General features: G+C 60.5%; 1 protein-coding gene and 1 pseudogene. One reads left to right on the forward strand and one right to left on the reverse strand.

Annotated features, from left to right (window positions below; genetic code table 11):
- Window positions 1-94: 94 nt before the first annotated feature.
- Window positions 95-283, forward strand: a pseudogene (locus tag I5W_RS33235) (peptidase M48); the annotation flags it as partial.
- Between the two features lie 151 nt (window positions 284-434).
- On the opposite strand, the gene I5W_RS08295 reads toward I5W_RS33235, so the two are convergent.
- Window positions 435-1,531, reverse strand: a 1,097-nt coding sequence (locus I5W_RS08295; RefSeq protein WP_044528870.1) for an AAA family ATPase, incomplete at its 5' end; no start/stop codon positions are given.

Raw genomic sequence — 1,531 nt, forward strand, 5'->3', positions numbered from 1 at the left:
ACCGGCAGGAAGAAGACTTCGCCTTCGAAGGCGGCACGCNGCGGTTTCGTCGAATACATCAACAAGAACAAGAGCATCCTCAACCCCACCATCTTCCAGGCCACCCTACAACATCGACAACGTACCGGCGTTCTGGAAGCGCCTGGCGGACCAGTATCCGGCCAGCGTGCCCAATGGCTATACGGCACTGCATCCCTCCACCACCTATCGCCTGGCGATGATCGAGAAGGTGACGCAGATCGTGAAGGCCAAGCAGCAGGCGGGCAAGCCGCTGGTGCCGTAAATGCGGTGAGCTGAAGCCATTGGACGTGAAGACGGCGCGGTGCAGTTCAAGACCGCGCCGTTTTTGTTTGCTGATTGAGGGTGAAGCAATCTGCAAAACAAAAGGCCACGCCGGTTTCCCGGCGTGGCCTTGTTGCTCTGGCTGATGCGACTTATTCGACTTCGAGCTTCTCTTGCGGCTCTTCCGGCGGGGACGAATCGTCGCCCTCGGGGAAGTCCAGCTTGATCTGGTCCTTGTCGTCCATCTCCACCGTCACGCGGCCACCGCTGACCAGCTTGCCGAACAGCAGTTCGTCGGCCAGCGCCTTGCGGATCAGATCCTGGATCAGGCGCGACATCGGGCGTGCCCCCATCAAGGGATCGAAGCCCTTCTTGCCCAGGAACTTGCGCAGGCTGTCGGAGAAGACGGCTTCCACCTTCTTCTCGTGCAGTTGCTCTTCCAGCTGCATCAAGAACTTGTCGACCACGCGCAGGATGATTTCCTCGTCCAGAGGGCGGAAGCTGATGATGGCATCCAGACGGTTGCGGAACTCAGGGGTGAACATGCGCTTGATGTCCGCCATTTCGTCGCCGGCTTCCTTCTTCTCGGTGAAGCCGATGGTGCGCTTCTGCAAGCTCTCGGCGCCCGCATTGGTGGTCATGATGATGATCACGTTGCGGAAGTCGGTCTTGCGGCCGTTGTTGTCGGTCAGCGTGCCATGGTCCATCACCTGCAACAGGATGTTGAAGATGTCGGGGTGCGCCTTCTCGATTTCATCCAGCAGCAGGACAGCGTGCGGCTTCTTGTTGACGGCTTCGGTCAACAGGCCACCCTGGTCGAAACCGACATAGCCCGGGGGCGCGCCGATCAGGCGGCTCACGGCGTGGCGTTCCATGTACTCGGACATGTCGAAACGCACCAGCTCGATGCCCAGGATGAAGGCCAGTTGCTTGGCCACTTCGGTCTTGCCCACGCCGGTCGGACCGGAGAACAGGAAGGAGCCGATCGGCTTGTCGGTCTTGCCCAGGCCGGCACGCGCCATCTTGATGGCCGAGGCCAGTGCTTCGATGGCCGGATCCTGGCCGAACACCACGTTCTTCAGGTCGCGCTCGATGGTCTGCAGCTTGGCGCGGTCGTCCTGGTTGACGGACTGGGGCGGGATGCGGGCGATCTTGGAAATGATTTCCTCGATTTCCGGCTTGCCGATGGTCTTCTTCTGCTTGAACTTGGGCAGGATGCGCTGGGGCGGCACGGCTTCGTCAATCACGT

The sequence above is a fragment of the Herbaspirillum sp. B65 genome (assembly GCF_000333555.1).
Lineage (GTDB): Bacteria > Pseudomonadota > Gammaproteobacteria > Burkholderiales > Burkholderiaceae_D > Herbaspirillum > Herbaspirillum rubrisubalbicans.